Below are 19232 nucleotides of genomic sequence, written 5' to 3' on the forward strand. Positions count from 1 at the left end.
GATCCGGGTCGCTAATGGGGGATCGAATGCGCCTTGGCGTATTCGAGCAGCATCTCGCGCAGGCCGCCCGCTCCGTGGGCCTCGCCCAGCTTCTCGCGCATCGCCTTCTCGAGATCGGCGACGTCCATCTCGACGATCATCGCCTTCACCGGCCCGATCGATGGGGGCGCCATGGATATGGAGCGGAAGCCGAGGCCGATCAACGCCATCGCGCTGAGCGGGCGCCCGGCCATTTCGCCGCACAGCGTCACCGGCACGTCGTGCCGGTTCCCGGCCTCGACGATGGTCCGCAGCGCCCTGAGGAAGGGCACCGACAGATCGTCGAAACGACCGGCGACGCGGGCATTGCCGCGATCGACGGCAGCGAAGAACTGGAACAGATCGTTCGAGCCGACCGAGACGAAGTCGAGCACCGCCATCAACTCGTCGAGCTGGAACAGCGTCGACGGCACCTCGATCATCGCACCGATCTTGAGCTCGGCGGGCATCGGATGGCCGAAGCGGGCGAGATGCTTGAGCTCCCGGTCGATCAGTTCGCGCGCCTGCTCCACCTCGCCGACGTCGGTCACCATCGGGAACATGACCCGCAGCTCCCGGCCGGCGGCGGCCTTGAGCAGCGCCCGCAGCTGCGTGCGCATCAGCCCCGGCCGGTCGAGCGCCAGTCGCAGAGCCCGGTAGCCGAGCGCCGGATTCTCCTCCGGCGACTGGCTGATATAGGGCAGCACCTTGTCGCCCCCGACATCGAGCGTGCGGAAGGTGACGGGCTTTTCTCCCGCGGCGTTGAGCACCGCCGCATAGAGCCGCTCCTGGTCGCTGGCCCGCGGCATGGTCGAGGCGACCATGAACTGCAGCTCGGTGCGGAACAGGCCGATCCCGGCCGCGCCGGATTCTTCCAGTTGCGGCAGGTCGACCAGCAGGCCGGCATTCATCTCGAGGTCGATCGCGACGCCGTCCTTGGTCCACGACGGCACGTCGCGGAGCGAGCGATAGCGCTCCTGGCGCCGCTCTCGGAACCGCGCCTTGTCGGAAAACAGGGCGGCCAGTTCGGACGGCGGGCGCAGATGCACCCCGCCATCCTCGCCGTCGACGATGATGAGGTCGCGGTTTTCCGACATGGAGACCGCGCCCTTCGCCTGCCCAACGACCGGGATGCCGAGCGCCCGGGCGACGATGACGACGTGGCTCGTCGCCGCGCCCTCTTCCAGCACCAGGCCGCGGATCATCTCCCGCCGGTAGTCCAGCAGTTCCGCCGCGCCCATCGAGCGCGCGACGATGACCGCGTCGCCCTCGGTGGAATCCTCGGGGTGGCCGTCGCGGCCGATCAGCTGGCGCAGCAGCCGGTTGGCGAGATCGTCGAAATCGTGCAGCCGCTCACGGATATAGGGGTCGGTCATGTGCATCATGCGCGCGCGCATGTCCGACTGCACCTTCTCGACCGCCGCCTCGGCAGTCAGGCCGTTGCGCACCGCCTCCTCCAGCCGGCGCACCCAGCCGCGATCATGGGCGAACATCCGGTAGGCTTCGAGCACCGCGCGGTGCTCGCCCTCGGCGGCGACGTCGCGCCGCGCCAGCATGTCCTCGATCGAGACGCGCAGGACGGCCAGCGCCTTGCCCAGCCGGTCGACCTCGGATTCGACGTCCTCGTTGAAGAGATTGGTCACGACGACGCGCGGCTCGTGCAGGATGACGTGGCCGATGCCGATCCCGTCGGACAGCGCCTCGCCGTCGAAACTCACCGGCCGCGACAGGTCGAGCGCGACGCCGGGCCGCGACAGGCCTTCCAGGCTGCCGGCCGCGATCATCTCGGCGACCACCATGGCGACCGTTTCCAGCGCCTCGGACTCCTCGTCGCGGTAGAGCCGCGCCGACTTGTTCTGCACCACCAGCACGCCGAGCGTGCGTCCGGCCCGCAGGATCGGCACGCCGAGGAACGAGTTGTAGATCTCCTCGCCGGTCTCCGGCAGGTAGGTGAAGGCGGGGTGCTTCTGGGCTTCCGAAAGGTTCAGCGGCCGCGCCGTCGCGGCGATCGTGCCGACGAGGCCCTCGCCGAGCTTCAGCTGCGCCAGGTGGACCGAACCCGGGTTCAGGCCCTCCGTGGCGTAGAGCTCGAGGATGGCGTCGGCCCGCAGGACATAGAGCGAGCAGACCTCGGCCACCATGTTCTGGGCGATCTGCCGGACGATCTGGTCGAGACGCGCCTGCGGGTCGAGCGGCTCGGCCATGAGCTCCCGAATGCGGCGCATGAGGACGCGCGGACCTGACATGTCGCTCCTGATCAACGCACTCTCTCGTTTTTTCCGGCGACGGCCGACCGCACCGGTAATCCGGTACGGTCCGACTCTCGTTCTATCAGATCACACTTCCGTGCCTCGGAGACAACCGAATGGCGGATGATCCACGATCCCCTGCGGACAACCCGCCTTGTGCCGCGTCTTACCTAGCGCAAGGTCGGGCTTCAACCCGAAGGGTCAGGGCTTGTCGAGCCCGTAGACCGAATGCAGCGCCCGGACCGCCAGCTCGGTGTACTCGCCGTCGATCAGGATCGAGATCTTGATCTCCGAGGTGGTGATTGCCCGGATGTTGATGCCGCGGCTGGCCAGCGCCTTGAAGGCGGTGGCCGCGACGCCGGTGTGGCTGCGCATGCCGACGCCGATGACCGATACCTTGGTCAGGCCCTGCTCGCTCTGGATGGCTTCGTAGCGCATCGCCGACTTCGCCGTCTCGAGCACCGCGGTGGCCTTCTGCAGGTCGCCTGCGGGCACCGTGAAGGTCATGTCGGTCGTGGCGCCCGATTCGGAGATGTTCTGGACGATCATGTCGACATTGACGCCGGCCTCGGCCAGCGGGCCGAAGATGGCCGCGGCGACGCCCGGCTGGTCCTCGACCCGGCGCAGCGAGATCTGCGCCTCGTCCCTGGCATAGGCGATCCCTGTGACGACCTGCTGTTCCACGATTTCATCCTCGTCGCAAATGAGCGTTCCCGGCGGGTTGTCGAAGTCTCCCATGCCGGGCGCGTCGGGGTCCTCGAATGACGAGCGCACGAACATGCGCACCTTGTGCACCATGGCGAGCTCGACGGAGCGGACCTGCAGCACCTTGGCGCCGAGCGAGGCCATCTCCAGCATCTCCTCGAACGAGATGCGGTTCATGCGGCGCGCCTTCGGCTCGATGCGCGGGTCGGTCGTATAGACGCCGTCGACGTCGGTATAGATGTCGCAGCGATCGGCCTTGATGGCCGCTGCCACCGCGACCGCGCTGGTATCGGAGCCACCACGCCCGAGCGTCGCGATGCGGTTGTCCGGCGCGATGCCCTGGAAGCCGGCGATCACCGCCACCTGGTTGTCGGCGAAGCGCCGCACGATCTCGGCCGCGTCGATCTCCTGGATCCGCGCCGCGCCATGCGCGCCATCCGTCTTGATGGCGATCTGCCAGCCCTGCCAGGAGCGCGCGTTGACGCCCATCGCCTGCAGCGTGATCGCCAGCAGTCCGGCCGTCACCTGCTCGCCGCTGGCGACCACGGCGTCGTATTCGCGCGCATCGTGGATCGGCGACGCCGCCCGACACCAGCCGACGAGCTCGTTGGTCTTGCCCGACATCGCCGACACCACGACGGCCACGTCGTGGCCGGCATCGACCTCGCGTTTGACATGCCGCGCGACGTTTTTGATGCGGTCGATATCGGCGACGGACGTGCCGCCGAATTTGAGAACGATGCGGGCCATGAAAGCGGATCGGTGTCGTATGAGGTGCGGGACGGTGTCCGACTGCTGTGAAACGGGCACGAGGCGAAGTGCCCGCCACCCCTGGCGACGAGCGGCCGTTCCGTAGCCGATGCGGCCCGGAACCGCAATCCGCCCGCCGCGGCGGCGCTGCCGATGGTCGCGGCCGCTTGACTTCGTGGCCTGCGGCGGAACATGCGCAGAAAGAAAACAAGGAGCGAGACGACGATGAACGCAAGCGAGGGCACCACCATCGATGCCGGCGAGGTCGAGCGGTTTTCGCGTCTGGCACAGGAATGGTGGAATCCGGCCGGCAAGTTCAAGCCGCTGCACAAGTTCAATCCGGTGCGGCTGGAATATATCCGCGAGCAGCTGGCGATGAACTTCGCCAGCGACCTGTCGCGCGGCAAGCCCTTCGAGGGCCTGTCGCTGCTCGACATCGGCTGCGGCGGCGGGCTGATCTGCGAGCCCATGGCGCGGCTCGGCGCCGATGTCGTCGGCGCCGACGCGTCGGAGACCAACATCGAGGTCGCGCGCCTGCACGCCTCCGAAAGCGGCCTGTCGATCGACTATCGCGCCACCACGGCCGAGGCGATCGCCGCCGGCGGCGAGAAATTCGACGTGGTCCTCGCCCTCGAGGTCGTCGAGCATGTCGCCGATGTCGACCTGTTTCTCTCCTCCTGCGCCGCGATGGTGAAGCCAGGCGGCCTGCTCTTCGTCGCCACCATCAACCGGACGCTGAAGGCCTACACTTTCGCCATCGTCGGCGCCGAATACGTCCTCGGCTGGCTGCCGAAGGGCACGCATCAGTTCTCCAAGCTGGTCCGCCCGGAGGAGATCGCCGCACCGGTCGAGCGCCAGGGCCTGTCGATGATCGACGAGGTCGGCGTGGTCTATCACCCGCTCGCCGATGCCTGGCGGCAGTCCCGCGACACCGACGTCAACTACATGGTCCTCGCCCGACGCCCCTCACTCTGAGCGGCGGGCGGGCAGAAACCCGGGGACATCCTGCAGCATCAGCCCGTTAGCCGGCTACCCGTAAGCTTTGGGCAAGCCCCAAGGGCGATTGTGGTCCAGCGGCGGGAACTGCGCCGCGTCAAGGCGGGCACTGACAATCCGGCACGAACAGACAACGATCCCGAGGGTGAGATGGTGGCGGCGAACAGAGACCAGGTCCCGAACGAAGCGACCTGCCCGGTGCCCCTCGAGGTGCTGGCCCTGCTGTTGCGGTCGGATGAACGAACGCGGATCGCGCTGATCCGCGAGATCGACCCGGAAGCCCGCGCCCGCCTCGCCTTCTTCTGCTACAACCGCGTGCACCTTCGGCCCCTGGCCTTCCGTATCGCCGGGCTCTGCGAGTTGCGCGACCTCCGGGTGATCGCCGGGATCAAGGGCGACCTGCTCTTCCAGCAAGCCACCGAGCAGGGCCTGTTCGAGGACGGCGGCCCCGGCCCGCGCAAGAAGGGCGTCACGCTGGCGAAATCCGCCCGCGGCTGAGATCGCAGGCTCCGGCCTGTCCCGGCATCGCATCTCGTTCATCGCGGACGTCGCGCTGACCGACCCTTTTGCGTCCCTGGGCGCAGCAGCTATGCGCGTTCTGCAGCGGGTGCGCCCCCTTCCAGCTTCGCCCGCAACCGCTCTTCCTGTTCGATGATCTCCGGGCCCGCGATCTCGGCGAAGTCGGCCATCTCGTAGAACGGCCGGATCTCGAGCTCGCTCGGGCCTGGCATCGGGTTCGGACAGCGCTTGGCCCATTCGACGGCCTCGGCCATGTCGCGGACTTCCCAGATCCAGAAGCCGGCGACCAGCTCGTTCGTCTGGGCGAAGGGCCCGTCGATGACCGTTCGGCTCGGACCGTCGAAGGCGATCCGCTTTCCCTGCGACGAGGGTTTCAGGCCGTCGCCGGTCCGCATGATGCCGGCATTGACCAGCTCCTCGTTGAACTTCCCCATCGCTTCGAACATCGCCGGCTCGGGCATCAGACCCGCCTCGGAATCCGTCGTCGCCTTCACCATCACCATCACGCGCATCGTCTTGCCTCCCCTGTCGAGGGCGCCGTCGCGGCCGCCCTGCCCATAGGACAAGCGAAGTTGGGCGAAATCTACGGTGGCTGCGGTTTTTTTGATCGTCCGGCCGGACATCGGGCGGCGTGATGGGAACGAGGCCGCTCGCGGCAGCCGAAACGGTCATGCCGCGCGGTAAATTTAGTTCTTGTCTTCCGGCAGCGACGGCAGCGGCAGCGCCGCGATGCCCTCTTCGCTGAGGCCCTTCACTTCCGACGGGGACGCCTCGCCGTAGATCTGTCGCGCTTCGCTTTCGCCGTAATGGATCCGCCGCGCCTCTTCCGCAAAGCGCGGGCCCACATAATCGGCCTTGGCGCGCAGTTCCCGGGCCATTTCCTGGAGCTTGGCATACACCTTGGCCGCTTCGGCGTTGACGTAGCCGCCGCCCGGCGCCGGGGCCGCTTGCATCGGATCGCCGGCGGCGGATGCCTTGCCGCCCTTGCCGATCGCCGGCCGCATCAGCGCCTTGGCGACGTCCGTCGTGCCACAGACCGGGCATTCCACCAGCTTGCGCTCCGCCTGCGCCTCGAAATCCTCGCCGGAGCGGAACCAGCCGTCGAAGCCATGGCCATGCGGTTCGCACCGGAGCGCAAAGCTGATCACTCCGCCGCCTCGGACGCGCCCGCGACGTCGTCACCCACCGCGCCGACCCGGAAGGGCCGGGCGTTCTTCAGATTGGGGATCTTCGCTCGCGCCGACGCGACCTCGGCCGTATCGATCCGCGCCAGCGCCACGCCCGGGCTGTCGCCGTCGACCTCGGCCACGATCCGGCCCCACGGGTCGACGATCAGCGAATGGCCGAACGTCTCGCGGCCGTCGTCGTGCAGGCCGCCCTGCGCCGCCGCGATCACATAGGCACCGTTCTCGATCGCCCGCGCCCGCAACAGCACGTGCCAGTGCGCCTCGCCGGTTTGGCGGGTGAAGGCCGCCGGCGCCGTGAGGATCTCCGCCCCGGCCAAGGCCTCCTCGCGGAACAGCTGCGGAAACCGCATGTCGTAGCAGACGGCAAAGCCGAGCCGCGCCGAGCCATCGTCGAAGGCGAGGTCGGCCAGCGCCGCGCATTCGCCCGGCCGATAGGTGCGCGATTCCCGCCAGCTCTCGCCATTGTCGAGGTCGACGTCGAACATGTGGATCTTGTCGTAGCGTGCCTTGAGCGAGCCGTCGGGCGCGTAGAGCACCGCGCGGTTGGCGACCTTGCCGTCGTCCAGCGCGATCGCCGTCGAGCCGACATGCAGATGGACGCGATGCTGGCGCGCCAGCCGGGCGGCCGCCGCCAGCACCAGGTCGTCATCCTCGCCGCGCAGCCGCTGCATCAGTTCGGCGCGGTCACGCTGCACCATGCCGGTCATCTCCGGCGACTGCAGGTAGTTCGCGCCCTGAGCGACGGCTTCCGCGACCAGTTCTTCCAGCGCGGCGACATTCGCCGCCGGCTCGAGGCCCGAGCGCATCTGCAGCACGGCGGCGGTAAAGACGGTCATCGCTTCGTTCCCCTAATCGGCTCAGGCAGCCAGCAGCGGGTCGAGCTTGCCGGCCCGCTCCAGCGCGTAGAGATCATCGCAGCCGCCGACATGGGTGTCACCGACGAATATCTGCGGGAAGGTCGCGGCGCCCTTGGTGCGCTGGATCATTTCCTGGCGCAGCTGCGGCGAGACGCTGGCGTCCTTCTCCTCGAAGGCGACGCCCTTCTCCTCGAGCAGGCGCTTGGCCCGCGTGCAGAAGCCACAGAGCTGGCGGGTATAGATGACGACGTCGGGCATGGGATTTCCGTGCAAATTTCGGTTCGCAAGGCATATGGCTTCACGCCGTGCCCCCCGCAACCCTGGCAAAGACCAGCACGTCGACATCCCGCGCCCCGGCCCGCTTCAGCGCCCTGGTGGCGCTCGCCGTGGTGGCGCCCGTCGTATAGACGTCGTCGACCAGCAGCACCCGCCGGCCCTGGATCTCCGGGCGCCGCGGATCGACCACCTTGAAGGCCCCCCGGACGTTCTCCTGGCGCTGGCTGGCGCCGAGCCCGACCTGGCTGCGGGTGGGCTTGACCCGCCTCAGCGCCAGCGCGGAATAGGCCGTGCCAGCCTCGCGGGCGATCCGCCGCGCCAGTTCGGCGGACTGGTTGAACCGGCGCCGCCACAGCCGGCCGGAGTGCAGCGGCACCGGCACGACGATGTCGGCATCCGCCAGGAGCTCCGCCCCCGCCCGTTGCATCCACCCGGCCATAAGCGGCACCAGATCCGTGCGGTCGCTGTATTTCAGCGCGCCCACCAGCCGGGCGGCGAGATCCTCGTAGATCACCGCTGCCCGCAGCCGCGCGAAGGGCGGCGGCTCGGCAATCGCCTCGGCGGAGAGGAACCCCTTGCCGAGATCGTAGGCGAAGGGCAGGCCGAGCACCTCGCAGAACGGCCGCTCGATGAAGCGCAGTTTCGGCCAGCATTCCGGGCAGACGGTCCCGGCGCCGGTCAGCGCCGCCTGGCAGCCGGGGCAGACCGGCGGAAACAGCAGCCGCCCGATCGACCCGCCGATCGCCATCGTCCCGCGCCTGATGAAGTTCATCGATCTCCGCCTCCCGGCCCCTTGCGGACCTGTCGGTGCAGCCATCCCATGCCCCGACGCCCTCCTCGAACCTCGCGGCATGCCGCTGGCCACCTTCGACCCTTGACGATACTCCTGCCGCGGGCAGCTACAAGCGCCTCATCGCCACACCTGTAAGAGACAGAGCACCATGCCGGACATGCCCGGACACCGCGTCTTCGACCGGGACCTCCTCGACAGCCGCCGCCGCCGCTGGCTGGATGCCGGCGCCCCGTCCGCCGTGCGGTTTCTGCTGCGGGCGGTCGCGGACGAACTGGCCGAACGACTGTCGCTGGTCGAGCGCCATTTTCCGGTAGCGGTGGATCTGGGTGGCCATACCGGCGAGATGGCGGCGCATCTTCGCGCCGCGGGCAAGGCCGATCGCGTCGTCCGGATTGAGCGGCTGGAAGCGCTGCTGGATGGGCCGGACCTTGCCGCCTTGGGCGACGAGGAGGCACTCCCGCTGGCCGAGGCGAGCGTCGACCTCGTCGTCTCGACCCTGTCGCTGCACCTGACCAACGACACGCCCGGCGTGCTCGTCCAGTGCCGCCGCGCTTTGCGGCCGGACGGCCTGTTCCTCTGCGGCTTCCTCGGCGGCGACACGCTGAGCGAGCTGCGGGCGTCCCTGTTTGCGGCGGAAGCCGAGCTGATGGGCGGCGTCTCCCCGCGGGTGGCCCCCTTCGCCGACATAAGGGACGCCGGTGCCCTGCTGCAGCGCGCCGGCTTCGCGCTGCCGGTCACCGACCAGGACCGGCTGACAGTCCGCTACGACAATCTGTTCCAGCTGATGCAGGATCTGCGGGCGATGGGCATGGCGAACATGCTGGTCGAGCGCTCGCGTCGGCCGTCCTCGCGGCGCCTGTTCCTGCGCGCGGCCGAGATCTATGCCGAGCGCTACGCCGATCAGGACGGCCGGATCCGCGCGACGTTCGACGTCATCTACATGTCGGGCTGGGCGCCGCACGAGAGCCAGCAGAAGCCGCTGCAGCCGGGCAGCGCCAAGGCGAGCCTGGCCGCCGCGCTGAAGGATCGCTCGGGTCCGTCCTGACCGGACAGGCTTCGCTCAGAAGGCGGCTGCGATCATCTGGAACGTCGCGACGAAGGCCTCGGTCAACGGCTGGATGCTGGTGACGAGGGCCGTGCCGAGGATCGCGGCGACCAGCGTGTATTCGACGGCAACGCCGCCGCTCCGGTTGCGGCGGAATGCGTCAAGACGGGCGGCGATGCGCCGGCGGGTCAGCATGCGCCCGATCTCCGGCCGCCGGCGTGGACGATGCAGGGCCCTGCGCCCGGCGCCTGCAGCACGCTGCGGTGGACCGTGTAGCGGCTGGCGCCGATCGAGCCGGTGGTCATCGTGTCAAGTTGCTGGCTGCTCGCGACATAGTCGACGCTCTTGCGGGCCGCCGGGACGACGACCAGCGCCAGCCCGAGCGTGATCGCCCCGAACAGCAGCGTCGCGCGCAGCAGGCCGGTCCGCAGCTCGCGGATGGACGCCTGCAGGCGGAAATCGTTCAGTTCGTCCTGGAATTCGCGCATCGTCGCCTCGCAACCGCACCAACCGGCTCAGGGTGACGGGCAAGGATAAAGAAAGATTGAATCAGATCTTAACGATCGCCGATTTTGCGGGGGCGGCTCAGAGCAGATCGACCAGATGGGCGATCAGCGGCTCGTCGGCCGGCGGCATCGGATAGTCGCGCAGCTGCGAGGCCCGCACCCATTTCAGCCGCTGCCCCTCGCGGCCCGAGGGGATCCCCTCGTAGCGGCGGCAGACATAGAGCGGCATCAGCAGATGGAAGCCGTCGTAGGAATGGCTGGCGAAGGTCAGCGGCGCGAGGCACGCCGCCTGCGTCTCGATCCCCAGCTCCTCGCGCAATTCGCGGATCAGCGCCGCCTCGGGCGTCTCGCCGGAATCGAGCTTGCCGCCCGGAAATTCCCAGAGCCCGGCCAGCGACTTGCCGGCCGGCCGCTCGGTCAGGAGGATCCGGTTGTCGGTGTCGATCAGCGCGCAGGCGACGACGACGAGCAGCGGGCGCTCGCCGTTCACGTCGCCTCACCAGGCGGGGCGCGATAGACGTAGCGATAGGCTGGCTTGAAGCCGAGCGCGTGGTAGAGCGACAGGCCCGCCGCGTTGTCCGCCTCGACCTGCACCCAGGCCGTCTTGGCGCCCTTGCGCACGGTGTAGCGCAGCGCCGTGGCGACGAGGTCGCGGCCGGTGCCCTGGCGCCGCTGGCTCGGCGCCACGGCGACATCGAGCAGGCCGGTCAGGTCGTTGTCGTGGATGGCGAGCGCCACCGCGACGGGCGCGCCGCCTTTGTCCTCCTGGACGAACATGCCGGTGGGCGGGCGGATCGCCTCGATGATCTCCGTCAGCCCGGCGCGCAGCTCCGCCGGCCGCTCGTGGACGATCAGGCTCGCCTCGATGTAGCGGGCGGTGTCTCTTATCGGGATCCGGTCGATGGCGCTGTCGAAGGAAAGTTTGGTCAGGTCGGCTGTCATCACCACGGATTCGCCGAAGCGGCTCCAGCCGTCGTCGTCGAGATGGCGCACGAGTTCGGGGGGCGCCAGCGGCGACTGCCGTACGATGAGCGTACGGCCATAGTCGATGAAGGTCTGGCGTGCCCGCTCGATGCGCTCCGGGATGTCTGCGTTGTCGGACGGATCGAGCGGATTGACCGAGTTGAGCCGCTTGGCCGGAAACGACTTGGTCAGCCGCACCGCCCACGTCCCGTCGAACGCCGTCGACGACGCCGGCCAGGCGCGGAAACCCGCTGCCTCGAGCCGGCGCACCACGGCCAGCTGTCGCAGCCTCTCAGCTTCGGTAATCGCCATTTATCGCGACATATTCCTTGGTGAGATCGCAGCTGTAGACGGTCCATCGCCCGGTGCCGAGGCCGAGCTCGACCCGGATCGGAATCTCGGGGCGCTGCATCACCGCCGAGGCGGCGGCTTCCGAATAGGCCGGATCGCGCTCGCCGTCGACCGCGACGCGGATGTCGCCGAAATGAATGGCGAGGCGGTCGCGGTCGGCTTCTTCCCCGGCCTTGCCGACGGCCATGACCACCCGGCCCCAGTTAGCGTCCTCGCCGGCCACGGCGGTCTTGACCAGCGGCGAGTTGGCGATCGACAGGGCGATGCGCTTGGCCGCGGCGTCGCTGGTCGCGCCCTCGACGGTCACCTGGATCTCCTTGCGGGCGCCCTCGCCGTCCCGCGCCACCTGCCGGGCGAGATCGAGCAGCAGATCGTCGAGCGCCGCGCGGAAATCGGCAGCTGCCGGGTCTTTCGCGTCGCTGATCGTCGGGCAGCCGCGCGCCGCGGCACGGCCGGTCGCAAACAGCAGCAGCGTGTCGGAGGTCGAGGTGTCGCTGTCGACGGTCACCGAGTTGAAGCTCGGGCCGACACCCTTGGCCAGCATCGCCTGCAGCGCCGGCGCGGCGATTGCCGCATCGGTCGCCACGAAGGAGAGCATCGTCGCCATGTCGGGGGCGATCATGCCGGCGCCCTTGGCGATGCCGTTGATCGTCACCGTCGCGCCGCCCAGCGTCACCTTGCGGGTCGTGAGCTTGGGATAGGTATCGGTGGTCATGATCGCCTCGGCGGCCTCGCGCCAGCCATCCTCGCGCGCCGCGTCCGTCAGGCCGGCGAGGAGATCCGAGAACCTGCCGGCGTCGAGCGGCTCGCCGATGACCCCGGTGGAAGCGAGGAAGATCGCGTCCGTCCCGCAATCGAGCGCCGCCGCGGCCGCCTCCGCCGTCAGCGCCGTCGTCTCGCGGCCGCGCCTGCCGGTGAAGGCGTTGGCGTTGCCGGAATTGACCACCAGCGCCCGCGCGGTGCCGCCCTTCAGGCTCTCGCGGCAGAAATCCACCGGCGCCGAGGGGCATTTCGAGGTGGTGAAGACGCCGGCGACGGTCGTCTGCGCGTCCAGCACCATCACCAGGAGGTCAGTTCGCCCCTTGTACTTGATGCCGGCCGCCGCCGTCGCGATGCGGACACCCTCGATCGGGGGAAGCTCAGGGATGCTGGCCGGGGCCAGAGGAGAGACAGGCGTCGTCATGAAATCCTTCGACGGCTAGGAACGGACGCCGGCCGGGCCGGGCCAAGGGTCGGGACGATGCGAAGGAGGACGGCGCGCCGGAAAGGCGCGCCGAGGACCCGCTACTCCGCCGGCGGCGTGTCGGAAGTCGGCGCGTCGGCCGGTGCCGGCTCCATCGCGCCTTCGATCGCCTCGATCTGCTGCTTCAGCGCCGGATCGACATATTCGACCGTCAGGTCGTTCCGGGCCTGGCTCACCAGCTCCATGTACTTCTCGCGCAACACGACCTGGCGGACCTGCTCCTTGACCTGCTCGTAGCTCGGCGGCTCGGCCTGGCGCTTCTCCTCGACCCGGATCACGTGCCAGCCGAACTGAGTCTCAACCGGCTCCTTGGTGTACTGGCCGGGCTCCAGGGCAAAGGCGGCCGTCTCGAAGGCCGGCACCATCTGCCCGGCGCTGAAGAAGCCCAGATCGCCGCCTTCCGGACCCGACGGGCCGGTCGACAGCTCCTGCGCGACGGTGGCGAAATCCGCGCCCTCGTCGAGCCGCTTGATCGCCGCGTCGGCCTCTTCCCTGGTCTTCACCAGGATGTGGCGCGCATGGACTTCCTCGGCGGTCGGCATCGCGCCGATCTCGGCGTCGTAGCGGGCCTTGAGTTCGTCCTCGGTCACGGTGGCGACGGCGTTCCTGGCGAAGAAGGCGTTATGCAGGGCACGATCGCGCTGGAAGTCGATCTCGCTGGCGACGGCCGGCTCGTCCTGCAGCTTGGCCTTCTCGGCTTCCTGCGCCAGTGCCTTGATGTCGATCAGCGCGGACAAGACGGCGAGCCGACGCTGTTCCTCGGGAAGCTGCTGGAACTGGGCGCCGATTTCGTTCTGCGCCGCGCTGAGGTCACCCTCGGTGATCTCGGCCGCGCCGACCTTCGCGACGATATCGGCGTCCGCGGCGCGGACGGGACCGGCCAGGAAGGTGAGAGCGATCGCGCTCGCGGCGAGCGTCAGGCGAAGATCGATGGTCATGGCAAAGAGCATCCTTTGCGGTTCGATGGGAGGATGGGGCTCTGGCTTCGCGTGCCCGCGCGCCTCTCGGGCGACGCTTCGATGGCCCCGGAATGCGGCATCCCCGGCAGGCGGGGCGCCGTTGACAACGGTTTGGCCCCCTCTTATCTCTCGCGCGATCCGAAAGTCCAGCCGCCTTCCGTAAAGTTTGAAGGCCCCGCAAGCGCAGGGATCGACCGGAACCAGCGACCGCGAACGGCGGCGTCGGGGACGGGGTCGGCAGATGCAGACACTCTGGAAGGTCCCTTCATGGTCAGTTTTGGCGGGCTAGCCCGCAAGTTGCTGGGTTCGGCGAATGACCGCATGGTCAAGCGCTACGATCAGCGCATTCGAGCCATCGCGGCCTATGAGGAAGAGTTCGCGGCCCTCACCGACGAGGAGCTTCGCGGCAAGACCGACGAATTCCGCGCCCAGCTGGCCGACGGCAAGACGGTCGACGACCTTCTCGCACCGGCTTTCGCCGTGGTCCGCGAGGGTGCCAAGCGGGCGCTCGGCATGCGTCACTTCGACGTCCAGATGATCGGCGGCATGGTGCTGAACTCCGGCGCCATCGCCGAGATGAAGACCGGCGAGGGCAAGACCCTCGTCGCCACCCTCGCAGTCTATCTCAACGCGCTCGAGGGCAAGGGCGTGCACGTCGTCACGGTCAACGACTACCTCGCCAGCCGCGACGCCGACTGGATGGGCCGGCTCTACCGCTTCCTCGGCCTCACCGTCGACACCATCGTCCACGGCATGTCCGACGACCAGCGCCGTGCGGCCTACGCCTGCGACGTCACCTACGCGACGAACAACGAGCTCGGCTTCGACTATCTGCGCGACAACATGAAGTACGAGCGGGGCCAGATGGTCCAGCGCGGTCATCATTACGCGATCGTCGACGAGGTCGACTCGATCCTGATCGACGAGGCACGCACGCCGCTGATCATCTCCGGGCCGCTCGACGACCGGTCCGATCTCTACAAGACCATCGACAAGTTCATCCCGCAGCTCGGCCCCGAGGATTACGACGTCGACGAGAAGCAGCGCCAGGTCTCGTTCACCGAGGACGGCACCGAGAAGCTCGAGCGCCTGCTCGAGGCGGCCGGGCACCTGCACGGCGACTCGCTCTACGACATCGAGAACGTCGCGATCGTCCACCACGTCAACAACGCCCTGAAGGCGCATCAGCTCTTCCAGCGCGACAAGGACTACATCGTCCGCAACGACGAGATCGTCATCATCGACGAATTCACCGGCCGCATGATGCCGGGCCGGCGTTATTCCGAAGGCCTGCATCAGGCCCTCGAGGCCAAGGAAGGGGTGACGGTCCAGCCCGAGAACCAGACACTCGCCTCGATCACCTTCCAGAACTATTTCCGCATGTACAAGAAGCTGGCCGGCATGACCGGCACGGCCCAGACCGAGGCGGCCGAGTTCGGCGACATCTACGGCCTGGACGTCATCGAGGTCCCGACCAACCAGCAGATCCAGCGTCTCGACGAGGACGACGAGGTCTATCGGACCTTCGAGGAGAAGTTCCGCGCCATCGCCCTGGAGATCAAGGATGCGGCGCTGCGCGGCCAGCCGATCCTCGTCGGCACGACCTCGATCGAGAAGTCCGAGATGCTCGCCGAGCGTCTGCGCAAGGAGGGACTCAAGGACTTCCAGGTGCTGAATGCCCGCTATCACGAGCAGGAAGCCTACATCGTCTCCCAGGCCGGCGTGCCGGGCGCGGTGACCATCGCCACCAACATGGCCGGCCGCGGCACCGACATCCAGCTCGGCGGCAACGCCGAGATGCGCATCGCGCGGGAACTGGGCGACATGCCCGAGGGCCCGGAGCGGACGGCGCTGGAGACCCAGATCACCGCCGACATCAAGCGGCTGAAGGAAGAGGCGATGGCCGCGGGCGGGCTCTACGTCCTCGCCACCGAACGCCACGAAAGCCGGCGCATCGACAACCAGCTGCGCGGCCGCTCCGGCCGCCAGGGCGATCCCGGCCGGTCGAAGTTCTATCTGTCGCTCCAGGACGACCTGATGCGCATCTTCGGGTCCGAGCGCATGGACTCCATGCTGACCAAGCTCGGCCTCAAGGAAGACGAGGCGATCGTCCACCCCTGGATCAACAAGGCGCTCGAGAAGGCGCAGAAGAAGGTCGAGGCGCGGAATTTCGACATCCGCAAGAACCTCCTGAAATACGACGACGTGATGAACGACCAGCGTCGGGTCATCTTCGAGCAGCGCATCGAACTGATGGACGCACCCGAGCTCGACGAGACCGTCGCGGACATGCGTCATGCCACGATCGACGCCATGGTCGCCCGGCACATCCCGGAGCGCGCCTATCCGGAGCAGTGGTCGACGCAGGAGCTGAAGGCCGAGGCCATCGATCTCCTCAATCTCGACCTGCCGATCCCCGAATGGGCCGAAGAGGAAGGCATCGCCGAGGACGACATCCGCGAGCGGATCCGCGAAGCCGCGGACAAGGCGGCGGCGGAAAAGGCCGAGCGCTTCGGCCGCGACGTCGCGATCTACATCCAGCGCAACGTCGTGCTGCAGACGATCGACACGCTGTGGCGCGAGCATCTGGTCAATCTCGACCATCTGCGCTCGGTCGTCGGCTTCCGCGGCTATGCCCAGCGCGATCCGCTCAACGAATATAAGTCGGAGGCGTTCGAGCTCTTCGAGTCGATGCTCGCCAATCTGCGGGAGCGTACCACCCAGCAGCTGATGCGGGTGGAACTTGTGCGCCCGCCGCAGGAGACTCAGCCGCCGCGGGTTCCGGAAATGGCCGGGCATCATGCCGATCCCACCACCGGCGAGGACGAGATGGGTGGCGGGGCGCAGATGATCACCGCCGGCGTGGCGCCTGCGGCCAACGGCATGCCGCGTGACGCGGAGAACCCGGAAGGCTGGGGCCATGTCGGCCGCAACGAGCCCTGCCCGTGCGGCTCCGGCAAGAAGTTCAAGCACTGCCACGGCGCCTTCGTCTGAAGACACCTCGAAGAGGCTTTGCCGGCACGCCTGATCGGTGTGTCGGCAGGTTTCGAGCAGCCGGTGGCACGGTCTCGGTGAAGCTGTCCGAAGAACCTGCGGTTCAGGCTGCGAGGCCGGCCGGGGCAGCGATCAGGACGGGATTGGCGATCATCGCCTCCAGCAGTTCCTCGTCGCTGAGGGCCGGATCGTCGAGTCCGAGCTCCACATAGGGCGTTCCCTCACGGCGCAGCATGTCCCGCGGCCGTGTGCCCATCATGCGCAGGATCTCCGCCAGCGCCTCCCGGCTCGGCGGGGCCGACAGATAGTCCCCGATGGCGAGCGCATTCCCGGCGGGGTGGTCGCCATGCGACGCGGCTTCAGGCTGATAGGTCGTCTGGGACATTGCGGCGTTCCCTTGCTCGAGACGAACGCCTGGCCGGCTCGTGGCCGAAACGTTCCGCCCTGACAGGCGCGGACCACAGGACTGATCCGGCGAGGATGGCCACAGCCATCCTCGCCGCTAAGCTCAGTTCAGGAAGCTCGAGAAGATTGACCCGCCGCTTTCCGAAGACGACGCGCCGGCGCGTCTGCCGCCGATGCGGTTGCCGTCGCGGTCGTAGCCCTTGCGGCGGTTCTGCTCCTGCGCATAGGCGTCCGCGGTGATCGGGTCGCCGGTGCGATAGGTGAAGCTCGACGTCACCGCGAATTCGCTGGGCTTCAGCCGCGCGGCGATCTGTTCTTCCTGGGCCGCGTCGGCGGCGACCTTGGCGGCGATCTCGGCCGGCGTCTGGAAGACCGGGCACGGCCCGTTCGGCGTCAGGCCGGCGACGGTCGCGGCGCTCTGGTCAAAAATGTAGCGGCTCTCGCAGACGCCGACATTCGGCGGACGCTTGGTGATCTCGAAATGATCCGAGCCCATCTTGAGCATCTTCCAGAACGCGTAGTGCTCGGACTTGCGGTGACGGGCGAGGTTCTTCGGCGTCATCCGGAACGGATAGGCCTGGATCTGGAACGCCCGCTGGCCGCCTTCGAAGGAATCGCGGGCGAGCGTGTAGATCTCCTGCACCTGCACGTCGTCCATGGCGTAGCAGCCGGACGAGTTGCACGAGCCGTGGATCATCAGATGGCTGCCTGTGCGGGCATTGGCCCGGTCATAGGCGTTCGGGTAGCCCATGTTGATGGCGAGATGGTAGTTCGAATTCGGGTTCAGCTGCGCCGGCGTCACCGTGTAGAAGCCCTCGGGCGCCTGACGGTCGCCTTCCTTCTTCTTCGGCCCGAGCTTTCCCGACCAGGCGCAGATCTCGTAGGTCTTCAGGAGCGCGTAGCTGCCGTCGGTCTTCTGCTTCCAGATCTCGAGTTCCGACTCTTCCTTGTAGAGCCGGACGAGAACGGGCGAATGGACCCCCATTCCCTGCGCCTTGATCGCCCGGACGAGATCGGCAGGCAGCGGCGCATTGGCCGGCACGAGGTCCTCGTACTGGCAGGCGGACAGCGCAAACATGCTGGCCGCAAGCGCGGCCGCCGTCACGAGGCGTCGGATAAACATCCCCTCAGTCCCCTATCGCACACGGCATCCAACCGACGCCGTCCCTCTCGATCCGGTGCACACCCCGCACGATCCGGATCCTTGCGATGGCGACACTTCGGCCAGGCCGAAGTCCCCATCGCGACTTCCCTCGACATTGGTACTGCCGGATTAAGAAGCCGTTAAGCCAATTCCTCGCCTGGCAGGTCAGGACCCCATTCTCCCGAACGGCGAGCATGGCTTCATTCTGGCAAATGCCGGAAGGGAAGTCAGTGGCCTGAGGGCAACAGGCTCACAGATTACGTCCGATGGCGAGGAACTTTTCCCGCCGATGTCGCCGCAGGGACTCACCATCGAGCGCCGAAAGCTCCGCAAAGGCTTTGCGAACATGGTCCGCCGCCGTGTCGACCGCGTCGTCGGAGGCGCGGTGCGCGCCGCCCAGCGGCTCCGGCACGATCTCGTCGATGACCCCGAATTCCTTCAGGTCCTGGGCGGTGATCTTCATCGCCTGGGCGACGTCGCGCGCCCGCGTCGAGTCGCGCCAGAGAATCGAGGCGCCGGCTTCCGGCGAGATCACCGAATAGATCGCGTGCTCGAGCATCAGCACCTTGTTCGCCGTCGCGATGGCGATGGCGCCGCCCGAGCCCCCCTCGCCGATGATCACGGAGACCATCGGCACCTTGAGATTGAGGCAGGCCTCGGTGGAACGGGCGATCGCCTCGGCCTGGCCCCGTTCTTCCGCGCCGATCCCCGGATAGGCGCCGGCCGTGTCGACCAGCGTCAGCACCGGGATGTCGAACCGCTCGGCGAGTTCCATGATCCGCACCGCCTTGCGGTAGCCCTCCGGTCGCGCCATGCCGAAATTGTGCTTCAGGCGGGTCTGCGTGTCGCTGCCCTTCTCCTGCCCGATCACGGCGACCGACCGGCCGTCGAAGCGGCCGAAGCCGGCGATGATGGCGTAATCCTCGGCGAAGAACCGGTCACCCGCCAGCGGCACGAAATCGGTGATCAGCCGCTGCAGGTAGTCGAGGCAATGCGGCCGGTCGGCGTGGCGCGCGACCTGCGTCTTCTGCCAGGGCGTCAGCTTGCGGTAGAGGTCGGCCAGCGCGTCCCGCGAGCGCCTCTCCAGCCGCTCGATCTCCTCGGTTACGTCGACCGCGTCTTCGCTCGACTCGATCTTCTTCAGCTCGAGGATCTGGCCTTCCAGATCGGCGACAGGCTTCTCGAAATCCAGATAATTGTGCATCAGATACGCGGCTTTGGCCGTCCTTTGGATTGTCGACCGAGGCGGCGGCCGGCCGGTTCGCACAGCCG

At 67.9% G+C, this 19232-nt stretch carries 20 protein-coding genes; 4 read left to right on the plus strand and 16 right to left on the minus strand.

The genetic code is table 11. The features are described 5' to 3' along the window. Positions 1-11 precede the first annotated feature (11 nt). Positions 12-2264 (minus strand): phosphoenolpyruvate--protein phosphotransferase, encoded by a 2253-nt coding sequence (gene ptsP, locus GTW51_RS18445; RefSeq protein WP_203566171.1) that lies wholly within the window; start codon positions 2262-2264, stop codon positions 12-14. A 204-nt stretch (positions 2265-2468) separates the two neighbouring features. After that, on the minus strand, positions 2469-3722 hold the full coding sequence (locus tag GTW51_RS18450; RefSeq protein ID WP_163045535.1) for an aspartate kinase: 1254 nt from the start codon (positions 3720-3722) through the stop codon (positions 2469-2471). A gap of 225 nt (positions 3723-3947) precedes the next feature. On the opposite strand from GTW51_RS18450, the gene ubiG reads away from it, so the two are divergent. Together ubiG and GTW51_RS18460 are read left to right on the plus strand one after the other, a co-directional pair. Further along, entirely contained in the window at positions 3948-4697 is a 750-nt protein-coding gene (gene ubiG / locus GTW51_RS18455; RefSeq protein ID WP_163045536.1) for a bifunctional 2-polyprenyl-6-hydroxyphenol methylase/3-demethylubiquinol 3-O-methyltransferase UbiG, read from the plus strand. A gap of 90 nt (positions 4698-4787) precedes the next feature. Next, positions 4788-5216: a hypothetical protein gene (locus GTW51_RS18460; RefSeq protein WP_163045537.1), complete on the plus strand. Its 429-nt coding sequence runs from the start codon at positions 4788-4790 to the stop codon at positions 5214-5216. 89 nt (positions 5217-5305) lie between these two features. Here GTW51_RS18460 and GTW51_RS18465 read toward each other — a convergent pair whose 3' ends face one another. From GTW51_RS18465 to GTW51_RS18485, 5 genes are all read right to left on the minus strand, one after another. Then, entirely contained in the window at positions 5306-5749 is a 444-nt protein-coding gene (locus GTW51_RS18465) for a YciI family protein (RefSeq protein ID WP_163045538.1), read from the minus strand. Between the two features lie 174 nt (positions 5750-5923). Further along, positions 5924-6385, minus strand: a complete 462-nt coding sequence (locus GTW51_RS18470) for a DUF1178 family protein (RefSeq protein ID WP_163045539.1) — start codon at positions 6383-6385, stop codon at positions 5924-5926. Beyond that, complete coding sequence (locus GTW51_RS18475; RefSeq protein ID WP_163045540.1) at positions 6382-7260, minus strand: carbon-nitrogen hydrolase family protein; 879 nt, start codon at positions 7258-7260, stop codon at positions 6382-6384. The genes GTW51_RS18470 and GTW51_RS18475 overlap by 4 nt, the downstream gene beginning before the upstream one ends. Positions 7261-7281: 21 nt before the next feature. Further along, a complete protein-coding gene (gene grxC, locus GTW51_RS18480) occupies positions 7282-7539 on the minus strand; it encodes a glutaredoxin 3 (protein ID WP_163045541.1) in 258 nt (85 codons plus the stop codon). 40 nt (positions 7540-7579) lie between these two features. Then, the gene (locus GTW51_RS18485) at positions 7580-8329 is read right to left on the minus strand and encodes a ComF family protein (protein ID WP_163045542.1); all 750 of its coding nucleotides are present in this window, start codon (positions 8327-8329) and stop codon (positions 7580-7582) included. 169 nt (positions 8330-8498) lie between these two features. Here GTW51_RS18485 and GTW51_RS18490 point away from each other — a divergent pair, with 169 nt between their 5' ends. Continuing rightward, positions 8499-9395 (plus strand): class I SAM-dependent methyltransferase, encoded by an 897-nt coding sequence (locus GTW51_RS18490; RefSeq protein ID WP_163045543.1) that lies wholly within the window; start codon positions 8499-8501, stop codon positions 9393-9395. Positions 9396-9410: 15 nt separating this feature from the next. On the opposite strand, the gene GTW51_RS18495 is transcribed toward GTW51_RS18490, so the two are convergent. The 6 genes from GTW51_RS18495 to GTW51_RS18520 all read right to left on the minus strand — a co-directional run bounded on the left by GTW51_RS18495 (position 9411) and on the right by GTW51_RS18520 (position 13396). Then, positions 9411-9590, minus strand: a complete 180-nt coding sequence (locus GTW51_RS18495; RefSeq protein WP_163045544.1) for a Flp family type IVb pilin — start codon at positions 9588-9590, stop codon at positions 9411-9413. Further along, the gene (locus GTW51_RS18500) at positions 9584-9883 is read right to left on the minus strand and encodes a hypothetical protein (protein WP_163045545.1); all 300 of its coding nucleotides are present in this window, start codon (positions 9881-9883) and stop codon (positions 9584-9586) included. Before GTW51_RS18500 ends, GTW51_RS18495 begins: the two co-directional genes overlap by 7 nt. Positions 9884-9980: 97 nt before the next feature. Then, positions 9981-10391 (minus strand): 8-oxo-dGTP diphosphatase MutT, encoded by a 411-nt coding sequence (mutT, locus tag GTW51_RS18505; RefSeq protein ID WP_163045546.1) that lies wholly within the window; start codon positions 10389-10391, stop codon positions 9981-9983. Further along, the gene (locus tag GTW51_RS18510; RefSeq protein ID WP_163045547.1) at positions 10388-11176 is read right to left on the minus strand and encodes a GNAT family N-acetyltransferase; all 789 of its coding nucleotides are present in this window, start codon (positions 11174-11176) and stop codon (positions 10388-10390) included. Before GTW51_RS18510 ends, mutT begins: the two co-directional genes overlap by 4 nt. Next, positions 11157-12398: a bifunctional glutamate N-acetyltransferase/amino-acid acetyltransferase ArgJ gene (gene argJ / locus GTW51_RS18515; RefSeq protein ID WP_163045548.1), complete on the minus strand. Its 1242-nt coding sequence runs from the start codon at positions 12396-12398 to the stop codon at positions 11157-11159. Before argJ ends, GTW51_RS18510 begins: the two co-directional genes overlap by 20 nt. A gap of 101 nt (positions 12399-12499) precedes the next feature. Next, positions 12500-13396: a peptidylprolyl isomerase gene (locus GTW51_RS18520; protein WP_163045549.1), complete on the minus strand. Its 897-nt coding sequence runs from the start codon at positions 13394-13396 to the stop codon at positions 12500-12502. 288 nt (positions 13397-13684) lie between these two features. On the opposite strand from GTW51_RS18520, the gene secA reads away from it, so the two are divergent. Next, positions 13685-16411, plus strand: coding sequence for a preprotein translocase subunit SecA (secA, locus tag GTW51_RS18525; RefSeq protein WP_163045550.1), 2727 nt, complete (start codon positions 13685-13687; stop codon positions 16409-16411). A gap of 103 nt (positions 16412-16514) precedes the next feature. On the opposite strand, the gene GTW51_RS18530 is transcribed toward secA, so the two are convergent. The 3 genes from GTW51_RS18530 to GTW51_RS18540 all read right to left on the minus strand — a co-directional run bounded on the left by GTW51_RS18530 (position 16515) and on the right by GTW51_RS18540 (position 19164). Continuing rightward, entirely contained in the window at positions 16515-16796 is a 282-nt protein-coding gene (locus tag GTW51_RS18530; RefSeq protein ID WP_163045551.1) for an ArsC/Spx/MgsR family protein, read from the minus strand. 123 nt (positions 16797-16919) lie between these two features. Beyond that, positions 16920-17939, minus strand: a complete 1020-nt coding sequence (locus tag GTW51_RS24550; RefSeq protein ID WP_163045552.1) for a L,D-transpeptidase family protein — start codon at positions 17937-17939, stop codon at positions 16920-16922. Between the two features lie 271 nt (positions 17940-18210). Continuing rightward, positions 18211-19164 carry an acetyl-CoA carboxylase carboxyltransferase subunit alpha gene (locus GTW51_RS18540; RefSeq protein ID WP_163045553.1) on the minus strand — a complete coding sequence of 318 codons (954 nt, stop codon included), beginning with the start codon at positions 19162-19164 and terminating at the stop codon, positions 18211-18213. Positions 19165-19232: the final 68 nt, after the last annotated feature.

Source organism: Aurantimonas aggregata (assembly GCF_010500835.1).
In the GTDB taxonomy this organism is placed as follows: Bacteria; Pseudomonadota; Alphaproteobacteria; order Rhizobiales; family Rhizobiaceae; genus Aurantimonas; species Aurantimonas aggregata.